This window comes from Flavobacterium gossypii (assembly GCF_014138495.1).
In the GTDB taxonomy this organism is placed as follows: Bacteria; Bacteroidota; Bacteroidia; order Flavobacteriales; family Flavobacteriaceae; genus Flavobacterium; species Flavobacterium endophyticum.
In genome coordinates, this window is record NZ_JACJIS010000004.1 from 180,688 (window position 1) to 193,606 (window position 12,919).

The following is a 12,919-nucleotide window of genomic DNA, read 5'->3' on the forward strand; positions in this document are numbered from 1 at the left end:
AACAGCCAATAAATAATAAAGAATAAGATGATGGTACCGAGGCATCCGCCTCCAAGTTTTTTGGCTCCCCATCCGGCCAGTATGGTTTTAAAGAATCCGTTCATGGTATAGGTTTTTAAGGTTTTCCTTAAAGTTAGCTATTTCCGTTCAAGTTCTTTAGTATTTTAAGATAGAATTATTAATATTTTCCGCTAAGTAGTGCGCCTCCGATAGGTACTTTCGTATCCAGTCCTAGCTTTTTCATCATTTCATATGTGGTACAGATGGCAGCAGTAGTCACAGGAATACCTATTTCTTTTTCGATTAGGTCTACAGCTTCCAACGATGGCATCTGTACGCAAGCCGATGCTACCAATACATCCACATCTTTTAAGTTCAGCTGCTTGTAAATCTGCAATAAGTTCATCGGATCTTGCGCTGCTACTTCCAAATTATCGGCTATTTCGAGCGCGACAAAATCAACAACTTCAAATCCTTGATGCTCGATATAATCAACGACTAATTGAGTTAACGGTTTCATGTAAGGTGTAATGACAGCTACTTTTTTTGCTCCAAGAACCTTTAGTCCGTTAATAAGTGCTCCAGCACTCGTCACGATAGGAGTAGGGAAGCCGTTGTTTACGGTCTCTTCATGCAAGTTGGTTTCCGAAACGCAATGGTAGCCGCGCCCCATGCTCATAATAGCGACAAGACAGGCATAGCCCATAACGTCTACCTGCGCATCCGAAAGTTCTTGAGCGCATTTCAGGCTCATGGCATCCATGGCTTCCAGTTCTTCTTTGGTTACTTTTTTCATTCGCATCCTGCTGGAATGGAACGTGAATCGTTCTGGCGCTATCGTTTCTCTAGAACGAAACAATGCAGGAATCTCCGTTTCCATAGTTACGTTAGACGAAGGTACGATCTGGCCTATTTTATATTTTTTCATTCTTTTTTAGTGTAAGGTTGTAAAGTCTAAAGTCATAATGTCAAAGGTCATAAAGCGTAAGGCTTACTGGGTTTTCTTGATGGTATTGACTAATGTTCCGATACCTTCTACGGTAGCTTCTACCACATCGCCATCCCACATCCATTCTTGCGGATTTCTTCCTGCACCGACTCCGGCTGGCGTTCCCGTTGCAATAATATCTCCCGCTTCAAGCGTGAAGACAGTACTCAAGTCTTCAATCAAATCAGGAATATTGAAAAGCATGTATTTGGTATTGGAATTCTGCTTTTCGACACCATTGACGGTCAGCGACAAGTTCAGGTTGTGCGGATTCTCAATTTCGTCTTTAGTTACCAAAATAGGCCCCATAGGAGCAAAAGTATCTTGTCCTTTAGAAACAATCCATTGTCCCGCACGACGGCAGTCTCTGGCGCTGATATCGTTGATGACGGTATATCCGAAAACATAATCCATAGCATTTTCTTTGGCTACATATTTTCCTTTTTTGCTGATGATTACGGCCAATTCTACTTCCCAGTCCAATTGCTGTGTCAGTTTGGTATTGTGGAGAATGGCTTCACCAGTTCCGATGACTGCTGTTGGCGGCTTAGAAAAGATAACAGGCTGCTGCGGCAGTTCTTTTGACGTATCTAATGTCCTTGCCGATTCCGCTACGTGTTCTGTGTAATTCAGTCCGATGCCGATAATGTTTTTTCTAGGCTTCGGAATCGGTGCCAGCAGCTTTATTTCGTTCAAAGGAAGCGAAGCTGAGGCTATGGCATTTTCAGAAGAAGTCTTTACTATTTCGGCAATTCTGCTGACTTCTTCCAGTCCCTTATCGATAAGTTCCAACATGGTCTTTGGAAACTCCTCATTGTGCTTGTGCCCGAAGGCTTCAAGATCAAGAACCGTATCATTATTGAAAATTCCAAGCTTCGGATCTGAATTTTTATGCGTGAAAGTAACTAATTTCATTTTATTGTAGTACTAAGGTTTGATTGTATCGTATTTTTCTTTTCTCTTTTGGACTTTCCAACTTTTGACTTTCTAACTTTTGACTTTAAGACTTTTAATTCTCCACTACCTGAAACCCTCCATTTTCTTCATAAGCTCTCTCTTGGTATAATCCTAAAGATTCGATGACAGGTAAGTCATTAAAAGAGAACAAGCAGGCATCTTCCGTTTCTGATAGGTTTACATGCTCATGCACAGCCCATGACGGAATGCAGAAGATATCTCTTTCTTTCCAGTCGTAGCGTTTTCCGTTGATGACCGAATAGCCTTTCCCTTTGGCACATTGGTACACAAAAGAACCAGTATGCTGGTGTGCTTTTGTATGCTCTCCGGTACGCAATAATTGCATCGAAGCACCCATAGTCTGCATGACATGGCCTCCAGTAACTGGATTAGAATAATGCATCAGTATGCCGTCATAAGGCGATCCTTCGTTTACTTTTGCGGCTTCTAGCAGGGCAGGATAGACCGTTTTCCACGAGTATTTAAATAGCGGCGAATAGGGCTTGTCCCAGATTTTGTCTGCTGGCAATAATCCTGAATTTCCATATGTTAAAGGTGAAAAGTTAACAGGGAGCTTTAAGTCTTGTTTTCCGTCATATACGGCATAGTCATTCGCTTCGAGTGCATTGATTAGCGGAATATCCAGGCCGTCCTGCCAGATGCAGGTCTTTCCGTCTTCTGCGACACCATGCTCGTGCCACGTACTGTTAGGAGTAATCACAAAATCATTGACTTCAAATGTAATCTTATTGCCGTCTACTACAGTGTAGCCTCCTTCGCCTTCCATGATAAAGCGAAGAGCCGATGCCTTGTGTCGGTGGGCCGAAGTGCTTTCTCCAGGGCGCGTTACCTGTATTCCTGTATACAGCCAGCCTACTGCTGCGCTGACATCTTTGCGCTTGTCGTTGACCAGATACACTACGCGGCGTCCTGCCTGTTCTGGTGTCACCAGTTCAGAAGATTTAAGTACCAGCTCTCTCAGGCTTTCGTATTTCCAAAGCATAGGAACAGAAGAAGTACGTGGCTCCCATGGCTCGATGTCGTTGGCCACGGTCCATAAGGCTCCGGCACCCAAGGTTTCTAGTTCTTTATAGTAGGCTTCCAATTCCGGAGTGGTCTGGACTCGGGCTCTTCCGATTACGTCGTCGTTGAATTTTGATTCCATATTTTTTTGTTTTTTAGTCTTCTATTTCGATATTCGGTATCTGACACCCACCACCCTGACAGGGTTCAAAACCCTGTCAGGGTGGTGGGTATAACTAGATATATATTTATTCTATTATCAAATTATCAATATCAAACAAATTTTGATCCTGATTATGATACGCTATAAAATTATCTAAATCATAAAAAGCATCAATAACTTCTTTTCTTTTTATTTGCGTCGGCTTCTCGGAAACAATACTTCCGTAGGAAGACCATGGATACTCGCTTATATTCTTACAAAAACCATGATGCACAGGGTTATTGGGGATGTAATAGATCAGTTTCTGGAAATAATCCTCACACGATATCAATTTCCTGTGAAATGGCCTTTCAAACAAGCTCCCTGTTCTTTTGAAACGCTTGTTTATAGCCTGAGTGTATGCATTGAACAGATGCGAAAACTGTTTGGATGCATTGACGACCTTCGGCTTTTCAACTGTCGAATATTCCAGCTTGCTGGTATCGATCTCATCTTCTGCTTTTATATATACCAATAAATGAAAATGGTTTCCCAACAAACACCAAGCATAGGTGTCTGCTACCGGATTCATATATTTTTCATACAATCTTAAAAAATGATAGTAGCAATCTGTATCATAAAAAAGATCAGTTCCATTATTTCCACGATTATAGACGTGATAGAACATTCCAGGTTCTAGCGGTTGTATTTTCATTTTGTATGGCGTTTAAATTATTTTTTGCTATTCACTTTCCTTTCGGTACCGATATTCTACCCTGACAGGGTTCAAAACCCTGTCAGGGTAGAATATCGAAGAAAAAGGATATTTATTTTTTATGAAACTCCTCATGAGTATCAATAAAAGTAATCTTTCTTGTCGGAGCGACGTTCACTCTCAAGTCGAAAATATCAAAACGATTGTAATGCCCCAAGATGTCATGCATCTGTTTCGGCTGTATGCATTTCGATAAATCGATATCAGCATATACGATTCCCTCTTCGTCAATCAGCGGTTCGCCTACCACGGTGCCATTTGGACCTATAATTCCAGAAAAAGCAGAATTCTTTCTTGTCAATAGTTCTTCTACATTCGGCACATCTTCTTTCAATACGTCCATGATTTCTTTAGAAATGGTAGAACAGGACACGACCGTGAACAGCTTTCCTTCAAAAGAATGTGCGGCGGCACGGATTTTTATAGCTTCTGCCATATTGTAATCAGGCGGTGCCACAGGCAAGGAAATATAATTGGCAATATGGATAAGCTCGCCTTGCGATAATAGCGTAAAACGCGCCAAGGTATTCGTGTTTTCGCCACAGGCCAATGTACCAATTGGACCTATCTCCGTGTCATAAACTTTTAGCGAAGAACCGTCACCGCTTGTCCAAGTAAGCTTTTCTGCCCACGTAGGAACTAATTTTCTGTGCTTTCCGATAAGCTTTCCTGTGTTATCTATAATCAGATTTGTATTGTAGATTTCGCCGTAGCTAGTGCCTCTTTCGTTGATTCCGATGACGACATGCACATTATGTTCTTTGGCTGCCTTGCACAATTTTTGTACTTCCGGACCATCGGCAGTTACTGAGCACTTGTACAATATCTCATACCATTTGCTGCCTTGTACCGGAGTCATAATCCAGTTCCAATACGGATAGCCGGCAATAAACACTTCTGGAAATGCGACAAGAGCAGCTCCGTTGGCAGCGGCTTCCTTGATGAATGCGACAGCTTTGTCTGCCGTGGCTCCTGCATCGAGGAATACCGGAGAGGTCTGTACTGCGGCGGCTTTGAATTTAGGGAACTCCATTTTTTTAATTATGAATTATGAATTAGCTTCTTAAGATTCGGATACGATATAAGGCGTTATTTTCTCTTTCATGTCTTCGGAAAAAGGCTCGGCTTTGATAGCGTTTCGGTCTTTGCTGATAGCGACATTCACTAAGGTGACTTCGCCTTCAAGGCAGGTATTTCCTTCTGCATCCTTAAATCGGAAGCCGCAGTTTACGGAGGCGCCACCCAGATTTTTGACCCATAGGTATTTGGTAAGAGTCTCTCCGAGGCGGGCGGCCTTTTTGAACTGTACTTTTAGGTCGACGGTCGGAATGCCATTCGTTTCGTGTATGGTTGAAAACGGACGCTCTAACGCTTCTTCAAACCAGTCTTCAACCAATGCGTTTAGCATTTCCAAAAATCGGGGATAAAAGACAATTCCTGCATAATCAACATGCTGGAAACGTATCTTTTCTTCTTTTATAAAATAATTGCTCATATTCTCTAATCCACTACATAGTGGGTTTTATGTTTTTTATTGTTCTTAAAAACTTTCTGCTGTGGCTTTCTTCCAAAAATAACGGAAGCTTTCCGGAAGCGCATTCTCATCCAACAGACAGCCGCTGTCAAGCTCCGGATACGTTTCTGCAAACGTCTGTATCTTAGTCCTGTCAACTCTCATGCTGACAACATTTCGGTCTACTTCATCCGGGTGGCAGATTCCTGCAGAAGCCATCAGTTCCATGGCGCTTTTTACAGTCTCGTGCTGGAAACGGGCAACACGTATGCTCTTTTCTTCCGGTACCAGTCCTTTTACTAATCTCGGGTCTTGTGTTGCGACTCCTGTCGGACAGGTATTCGCGTGGCATTCCAAGGCTTGGATACAGCCCAAGGCAAACATCATTCCTCTGGCAGAATTGCAGAGGTCGGCTCCGGTTGCCAATGTCTTGATGATATCGAAACCAGTAATGACCTTGCCGCTGCAAATAATCTTGATCTGGTCTTTGATGCCAAAGCCTTTTAGACAGTCGTATACGAAGGCTAGAGCGTCTCTCAACGGCATGCCAACGTGGTCTGAATATTCCTGTGGTGCCGCTCCGGTTCCGCCTTCACCGCCGTCTACGGTAATAAAGTCGAAATAGGTTTTTGTCTGAACCATGGCTTTGCAGATCGCAATAAATTCAGATTTGTTCCCGATACAGATCTTCATGCCGATAGGTTTTCCGCCCGATCCTTTGCGCAACAGCTTGATAAAATCCATTAGCTCCAGCGGCGTAGAGAAAGCAGAGTGGGTAGGAGGCGAGATAATGTCTTTTCCTTTACCTACCAAACGTATGGCGGCAATCTCATCGGTTACTTTTTCTTTTGGCAGGATACCTCCGTGTCCTGGCTTGGCACCTTGCGAGAATTTGATCTCGATCATCTTTACGTTGTCCAATACGGCTCTTTTGGCAAACTGCTCATAAGAGAAATTTCCGTCGTCGTCACGGCAGCTGAAATAGCCCGTACCGATATTCCATACGACATCGCCGCCTTCGAGGTGGTAAGGTGAAAGTCCTCCTTCACCTGTATTATGATAGAATCCGCCCTGCTTGGCTCCGGCATTCAGTGCCTGTATGGCGTTCTTGCTCAAGGAACCAAAACTCATGGCGCTGATATTGTAAAGGCTGGCATCATACGGCTTTTCGCATTGCGAAGACCCGATGCGTACTCTCGGATTGCTATTGACCTTCGAAAACGGAATGGCCTTGATACTATGGTTGATCCATTGGTAGCCTACTTCGTAAATGTCTAATTGGGTTCCGAAAGGGTTAGAGTCGGTTTCTTTTTTGCTTCGCTGGTAGACAAGGCTGCGTTCCAGACGGTTAAAAGGCTTGCCGTCCAAATCGCTTTCAATAAAGTATTGGCGTACGCCCGGTCCTAGCGACTCGAGCAGGTAGCGCATCCTTCCCACAAGCGGGAAATTTCTTCGGATGGTTTTCTTGGACTGAAACATGTCATAGAATCCCATGATTATCAAAGGAATGAATATCAATAGCAGGAAGCTTGCCTTCCAGTTGATGTAGGTCATGATGCCAATAATGGCCAACGACGTGATGCTGAATACTACAAATACTTTTCTCATATACTCTCTCTGTTTTATTATAAATTACCAGCCATAATATTAGTAATTTTTAATCAATTTCCCTTGCTAATTGCCTTCAATTTGTATCGCTGTATTTTTCCTGTTTCGGTCTTCGGAAGGTTGTCTAAAAAACGCACTTCTCTAGGATATTTATAAGGTGCTGCATTCTCTTTAAACCAGTCCTGCAATGTCTTGGCAAATTCTTCGCAAGCTTTGGATTTATCGGACAATACGATATAAGCACATACGAGCATACCGCGGTTTTCGTCAGGCAATCCTACCACGGCACATTCAGAAATGTCATCGTGCTTGAGCAATACGCTTTCAACCTCGATGGCTGCAATATTATAGCCCGAAGAAATAATCATGTCGTCGCCTCGTGCCACAAACCAGTAGTAGCCGTCTTCGTCCTTGCGGAAGATATCTCCAGTCAGGTTCCAGCCGTCCTGAACGTATTCTTTCTGCTTGTCGGTGCGGTTCAGGTATTTGCAGCCCGTGATTCCTCTTACGGCCAACCTTCCCGGTTCGTTAGGACCGAGTTCGTTGCCTTTTCGATCTACAATACGGGCTTCATAACCCCGTATCGGAAGTCCGGTAGCACCTTTTTTCATATTGTCTTCGTTAGAAGAGATAAAGATATGCAGCATTTCCGTAGCGCCGATGCCGTCGATGATTTTCAATCCTGTGGCTTCGTACCAGTCTTCCCAGACTTTTTCAGGCAACGTTTCTCCAGCAGATACGCATTTCCGTAACGACGAGATATCGTAGTCGGCTGCCTTGGTTGCCAATATCCTCCAGGCTGTAGGTGCCGTGAATACGATAGAGACTTTACGGTCTTGTATCGCCTGCAATAGCAGTTCTGGCGACGGCTTTTCGATAAGGAAGGTGGATGCCCCGAAATAAAATGGAAACAGCACAAGGCCGCCTAATCCGAACGTGAATCCTAACGGCGGACTGCCTGTAAAAATGTCTTCTGGCACGGGCTGTAGCGCATATTTAGGAAAGGCTTCGCAGATCAGCAATATGTCTTTATGGTAATGGGATGTCATCTTCGGATTTCCGGTAGTTCCGGAAGTAAATCCTATAAGGGCGACCGAATCGGCTTTGGTTGGGAAGTTCTGGAATTCCTTTGGCTTGTTGTGCATCAGGGTTTCCAGCTTCGACGTGCCATTTTCCGTACCGTCGAATGTAATGGACTGTTTTAAGAAAGGAGATTTTACGGCCGCCAACGCTTCTTCCAGACGATAGTCACAGAAGGCGTGCGATATCTCGGCACTGTCGATCATTACTTCCAGTTCTTTTTCGCGCAACAGCGGCATGGTAGCGACCACGATGCCTCCAGCCTTGAGTATTGCAAACCAGATGGCCACAAACATCGGATTGTTGGCAGAACGTATCAGTACGCGGTTGCCAGAAACCAATCCCAAATCATCGACCAAGACATGCGCTATCTGATTGGCTTTTTCATACAGATCTTGATAAGTCCATGTCTTCTCGAAAGTACGGATGGCGATGTGCTGCCCGCGTCCTTCCTTGATATGGTTGTCCAATAGCCTTTCTACGCAGTTCAGGTCTTCAGGAAGCTGAAAATCAGGATCGCTGTAGATGTACTCTGGCTGCAGCTTTTGAGAAGGGAGGTGCTTGTGGGCGAAATTATCTAAATACATTTTTTTAATTACGAATTACGAATTTTAAATTAGGAATTAGTGTTGACTTTAAATTGCGAATTTCAAATTAGGAATTAGGAATTCGTGGTGTTGCGTATTGTTTTTTGTATGGAGCCGATTATTTTTAATAATTCTTCTGCATCATGGAGCAGGCTTTGGTGTTGGTGGGCGGTTAGATATCCGGTATCTTTTAGCAGCCGGATCCAATAGTGTGCTTCTCGGGCTTCTTTGTAGGCGATTGATAGCTTGGCAAAGAAATCTTTTCGAGACTGTCCGCCCAGGGCTTCTTCTACATTGGCTCCAACTGATGTTCCGCACCGCAAAAGCTGCTTGCTTACTACATATTCTTTCTTTTCATGACCTAAAAACTGATAGGTCTTGATGATTCTTACAGCAAAGTTGTAGCTTTTGGCTTGGATGATGTTGTTGGTTTTCATGGCGAATAGATTAAGTATTAATTAGGAATTACGAATTACGAATTATATGAACTATAAATTATTCAACTTTCAATTATCAATTAGTATACAAATTTGAAATTCATAATTCCTAATTCGTAATTTTATGACTTTCCGGTTTCAACGCTTTCTTCATTCCTTCTACAGCTTTTCTTTCGCTCAGCTTATACGGATAAAGATGCGAGACTCCTGCTTCGTACTGCTGCGGGATGTCTTCTGCGGGATACTGTTCGTAAGCCTGTGCATTTCTGACAAAGCCCGGGTCTAGCAATAACGGCCTTCCTAGGGCTACCAAATCGGCTCTTCGGTTCAGGATGATGGTGTTGATCTGGTCGATGTCTTGTATGGACCCCGCCGTAATCGTCGGTACGTGAACAGAATTTCGTACGGCGTCTGAAAAAGGCGTCTGGTACATCCTGCCATAGGCGGGTTTTTGATGGCTGACGGTATATCCTGAAGATACGTTGATGATGTCGGCTCCGGCTTTATTAAAGGCTTCGGCTATTTCTAGCACTTCTTCGGACGTGATGCCCCCTTCGGCCCAGTCGGAAGCCGAAATCCTTACGGATATCGGACGGTCGGTATCAAAGTTTTCTCTGACGGCATGGAATACTTCTAACGGAAATCGCAGCCTGTTGGCTGTGCTTCCGCCGTATTCGTCGTTACGGGTATTCGTCAGCGGCGATAGGAACGAGGCGAGCAAGAATCCATGATGGGCCTGCAATTCGATCATATCGAATCCAGCCTGCTCGGCATTTTTTGCGGCTTGTGCAAATTGTGCCATTACGATATCCATATCCTGTCGGTCCATTGCTTTAGGCACTGGCATCCTGCTACTGTATGGGATGGCAGAAGCAGAAAGCAATTCCCATGGATTTTCTAACGGTTCGTTATAGCCTTCCCAAGGCATTTTTGCAGCGCCTCTTCTTCCGGAATGCCCGAGTTGGATGCCGATCTTGGTCTTGCTGTTTTGGTGTACGAAACTCGTAACTTTTTTCCAGCTATCTATCTGTTTTTGAGTGTTTATTAGCGGGCAACCTAAAGTAATTTTTCCTTCTTCGGAAACCGCTACGGCTTCCGTAAGGATAAGGCCGACACCGCCTATGGCACGGCTGCCGTAATGTACCAAATGCCAGTCAGACACGAGGCCGTCTTTGGCAGTATATTGTTCCATCGGAGCCATGACGATTCGGTTGTTCAAGTGCATCTTGCGCAACTGGTAGGACGTAAAAGCCGGAGGGGTTTTTAGGTTCTCGCTCGCTACGGCCGTATTGAATTCCTTAAGCACCGCATCGGTAAATGAAGCATCCCTGATGGCAAGGTTCTCAAAAGTGACTTTCTTGGAGCGGGTCATGACGCCAAAGGCAAACGGCAAGAAGTCCTGCTGGATGTGCCTGTCGATGTCCTCAAACCATTCCAAAGAAACCTTGGCGGCGTGCTGTATCATCTCGACGCGCTTGCGTCGGTTCTTTTCGTAGGCTTGGAAAGCCTGCGGTATGTCGTTCAGATGGGCTGCAATGGCATCGGCCAACGCTATGGCGCATTCCATCGCGAGCTTGGTGCCCGAGCCGATAGAATAGTGTGCGGTAGCTTTGGCATCGCCCAGCAGCACAATATTGTCTTTGTGCCATACGGCATTGGTAATAACAGGAAAGTTCCTCCAGTGCGATTTGTTGGAGATCAGTCCGTGGCCGTCGAGTTCTTTTTTAAAAAGTTCTGACAGTTTCTCAATGGTACCTTCTTCGTCTTCAGTCACAAAACCTGCCTTTTCCCACGTCTGTGGCGAGGTCTCGAATATCCAGGTGCTTTTTCCTTCTTCGTATTGGTAGGTATGGGCCACGATAGGGCCGTAAGGCGTATTCCTGAAAAAATAGGTAAAGGCATCCAGCGGACGCGTTGAGCCCATCCAGACAAACTTGTTTTTTTGCAGTACCGAAGTAGTGCCGAAATCGTCTGGGTATTGGTCGCGTATGGCACTGTTGATGCCGTCGCTGGCCACGATTACGTCAGAATCCTTAAACTGCGACAGGTCGTCGACATTGTGGTCGAAATGCAGTCCGACGCCTTCTTCCTGGCAGCGCTGCTGCAGGAGCTGGAGCAGGGTCTTACGGGAACAGCCGCAGAAGCCGTTTCCGGTAATGCGTACCTTTTCGCCGTCGCGCACAATATCAAGATCGTCCCAATAGGCAAAGCGGCTGCGGATCAGCTCATAGGACTTAGGGTCGCGCGTAAGGAACTCGCTCAGCGTCTCGTCCGAAAAAACCACGCCAAAGCCAAAGGCATCGTCGGCCTTGTTGCGCTCGTAGACGTCGATCTGGAATTCCGGATTCGCTTTTTTGGATAGTATGGAGAAGTAGAGTCCTCCGGGACCGCCACCTATTACGGTTATTTTCATTTTTTTATCTTTTTAATCTTTACCCGTACCCTGTCAGGGTTTTAAACCTTGACAGGGTACGGTGTAGGTTTGGTTGGATGATGTTATTTTATCCTCTCTTGACCGCGAACAGTTCTCCTAATTTAGAGTAATTGGCTCCTGCGAGCCTCGATACCGGCCTATAGACGTCTAAGTTGATCTTGTGGTCTTCGAGCAGCACGGCTTCGTCGAAATGGAACATGACGATCCGGCCAACGACCATCGTAGCGCCTCCGTATTTATGATTTTCCAGCGAATAGTGGTGCACTACCTCGCATTCAAACGTAATCGGGCTTTCTTTTACCCTTGGCGGCTTGATCTTGAGCGAAGGCAGGGGCGTAAGCCCGGCCAGCTCGAATTCGTCTATGTCGGAATGTACCGATTGTGCCGTGGCATTCATGGCTTCCACGATTTCTTCGGTAACCATGTTTACGACAAACTGCCCGGTTGCCAAGGCGTTGTTCAGGGTGTCTTTTTTATGCTGGTTGCCGTGTGCCGTAGAGAACATGACATGAGGCGGATCGTCGCCAATAACGTTAAAGAAAGAGAAAGGGGCAAGGTTGGGTATGCCTTCCTCGCTTATGGTTGAGATCCAGCCGATCGGCCTCGGAATGATGGCTCCGGTGATGAGCTTGTAGATGGCTTTTTGGTCCAGTTCTTCAGGGTTGAATTCCATTTTATTTGCGTTTGTACAAATTAAAGGAAATTTTTAGAATTATTTTTAAGGGAATGTATTTTTGGGAAGGGAAAATTGTGAAATGTGTAAAATGATTTAGGATTTATGAATTAGGATTTATGGTTGAGGGCTGGGATGCAATAAAGGGGATGGTTGCGGCGTTTTGGTTGAACGAATTTTACCCCACTTAATATTAAATATATGCAGCAAAATGGAAAAAAACAACATCCCCAAAAGAACTGACATCGGCGACTACTGGCTTGACAGCTCGGATGTCAAAAGAATGTTCAACATCAGCGACAGCACCCTGTACCGCCTGAGAATCAGCAAAGAAATTCCTTTTACCAAGATCGGCGGCAAGTTCGTCTATCCGAAAAGCTTTTTCGTAAGCACGTTGGGCAACAGGTGCCGAAATAAAGGCCAAGGTTTCTAAGCTTCTTGTCTCCCAAGACAGCTTCTCTTCTCAACCTTCGGCTGGCCATCCCAAACACTTCAAGCGATAAACAAAATTGTATATAATACACCGTATTGTTTATGATTATTGCTTATCCTGCTCTCCTCATTCCCAAATCCCAAATTCCAAATCCTAATTCCGAAATCATAAATCCTAAATTCGTAATTCCTCATTCCACTTTTCTCCCACCTTTCTTCGCAAAAACACCCCTTTTTCCGAACGTGACCAAAACATGACCAAAACATGAC

At 44.8% G+C, this 12,919-nt stretch carries 12 protein-coding genes; 1 reads left to right on the plus strand and 11 read right to left on the minus strand.

Translation table 11 applies throughout. From position 1 onward, the window contains the following. Positions 1 to 178: 178 nt before the first annotated feature. The 11 genes from GGR22_RS15515 to GGR22_RS15565 form a co-directional block, all read right to left on the minus strand. Positions 179 to 928 carry a maleate cis-trans isomerase family protein gene (locus GGR22_RS15515; RefSeq protein ID WP_317125123.1) on the minus strand — a complete coding sequence of 250 codons (750 nt, stop codon included), beginning with the start codon at positions 926 to 928 and terminating at the stop codon, positions 179 to 181. A gap of 63 nt (positions 929 to 991) precedes the next feature. Beyond that, positions 992 to 1,903, minus strand: coding sequence for a fumarylacetoacetate hydrolase family protein (locus tag GGR22_RS15520; RefSeq protein ID WP_182494401.1), 912 nt, complete (start codon positions 1,901 to 1,903; stop codon positions 992 to 994). A gap of 94 nt (positions 1,904 to 1,997) precedes the next feature. Continuing rightward, entirely contained in the window at positions 1,998 to 3,110 is a 1,113-nt protein-coding gene (locus GGR22_RS15525) for a cupin domain-containing protein (protein ID WP_182494402.1), read from the minus strand. 106 nt (positions 3,111 to 3,216) lie between these two features. Continuing rightward, a complete protein-coding gene (locus tag GGR22_RS15530) occupies positions 3,217 to 3,825 on the minus strand; it encodes a hypothetical protein (RefSeq protein WP_182494403.1) in 609 nt (202 codons plus the stop codon). 112 nt (positions 3,826 to 3,937) lie between these two features. Beyond that, positions 3,938 to 4,918: a carbon-nitrogen hydrolase family protein gene (locus tag GGR22_RS15535; RefSeq protein WP_182494404.1), complete on the minus strand. Its 981-nt coding sequence runs from the start codon at positions 4,916 to 4,918 to the stop codon at positions 3,938 to 3,940. 30 nt (positions 4,919 to 4,948) lie between these two features. Further along, on the minus strand, positions 4,949 to 5,380 hold the full coding sequence (locus GGR22_RS15540) for an acyl-CoA thioesterase (protein ID WP_182494405.1): 432 nt from the start codon (positions 5,378 to 5,380) through the stop codon (positions 4,949 to 4,951). A gap of 45 nt (positions 5,381 to 5,425) precedes the next feature. Beyond that, positions 5,426 to 7,006, minus strand: a complete 1,581-nt coding sequence (locus GGR22_RS15545) for an FMN-binding glutamate synthase family protein (RefSeq protein WP_121377076.1) — start codon at positions 7,004 to 7,006, stop codon at positions 5,426 to 5,428. Positions 7,007 to 7,059: 53 nt separating this feature from the next. Then, on the minus strand, positions 7,060 to 8,673 hold the full coding sequence (locus GGR22_RS15550; RefSeq protein WP_182494406.1) for an AMP-binding protein: 1,614 nt from the start codon (positions 8,671 to 8,673) through the stop codon (positions 7,060 to 7,062). Positions 8,674 to 8,747: 74 nt separating this feature from the next. Next, complete coding sequence (locus GGR22_RS15555; RefSeq protein ID WP_182494407.1) at positions 8,748 to 9,110, minus strand: four helix bundle protein; 363 nt, start codon at positions 9,108 to 9,110, stop codon at positions 8,748 to 8,750. 109 nt (positions 9,111 to 9,219) lie between these two features. Beyond that, positions 9,220 to 11,523 (minus strand): oxidoreductase, encoded by a 2,304-nt coding sequence (locus GGR22_RS15560; protein ID WP_182494408.1) that lies wholly within the window; start codon positions 11,521 to 11,523, stop codon positions 9,220 to 9,222. 88 nt (positions 11,524 to 11,611) lie between these two features. Further along, on the minus strand, positions 11,612 to 12,217 hold the full coding sequence (locus tag GGR22_RS15565; protein ID WP_182494409.1) for a flavin reductase family protein: 606 nt from the start codon (positions 12,215 to 12,217) through the stop codon (positions 11,612 to 11,614). 211 nt (positions 12,218 to 12,428) lie between these two features. On the opposite strand from GGR22_RS15565, the gene GGR22_RS15570 reads away from it, so the two are divergent. Continuing rightward, positions 12,429 to 12,650 (plus strand): helix-turn-helix domain-containing protein, encoded by a 222-nt coding sequence (locus GGR22_RS15570; protein WP_121377072.1) that lies wholly within the window; start codon positions 12,429 to 12,431, stop codon positions 12,648 to 12,650. Positions 12,651 to 12,919 lie beyond the last annotated feature (269 nt).